This window comes from Colwellia ponticola (genome assembly GCF_005885605.1).
In the GTDB taxonomy this organism is placed as follows: Bacteria; Pseudomonadota; Gammaproteobacteria; order Enterobacterales; family Alteromonadaceae; genus Colwellia; species Colwellia ponticola.
Genome location: NZ_SZVP01000185.1, coordinates 1 through 424 on the forward strand (window position 1 = coordinate 1; position 424 = coordinate 424).

At 41.0% G+C, this 424-nt stretch carries 1 protein-coding gene; it reads right to left on the reverse strand.

Going from position 1 to position 424, the window contains the following annotated elements; all coding sequences use genetic code 11:
• A partial coding sequence (locus FCS21_RS17905; protein WP_246047321.1) for an AAA family ATPase occupies positions 1-421 on the reverse strand: 421 nt, incomplete at its 3' end.
• Positions 422-424: the final 3 nt, after the last annotated feature.

The window sequence follows — 424 nt, forward strand, 5'->3', positions numbered from 1 at the left end:
GATCGACCTGAGCTTCAGGTAATTGATACGTTCCTTCTTGTTCAATTGGATTTTGAGTAGCCAAAACCAAAAATGGTCTGTCTAATTTGAAAGTAGTATCTCCAATAGTCACTTGCTTTTCCTGCATCGCTTCCAGTAATGCCGATTGCACTTTGGCAGGAGCACGGTTAATCTCATCGGCAAGGACGAAATTAGCGAAGATTGGTCCTTTTTTTATGGAGAATTCATTAGCCTTAATGTTGTAAATCATTGTTCCCACAACATCGGCTGGCAATAAATCCGGTGTAAATTGAATTCTGCTGAAAGATCCCTGAACGGCTTGCGAAAGGGTGTTTATCGCTAAAGTTTTTGCTAATCCTGGAACACCTTCCAATAAAATATGCCCTTGACCCAAAAGTCCAATTAACAAACGCTCCACCATGTG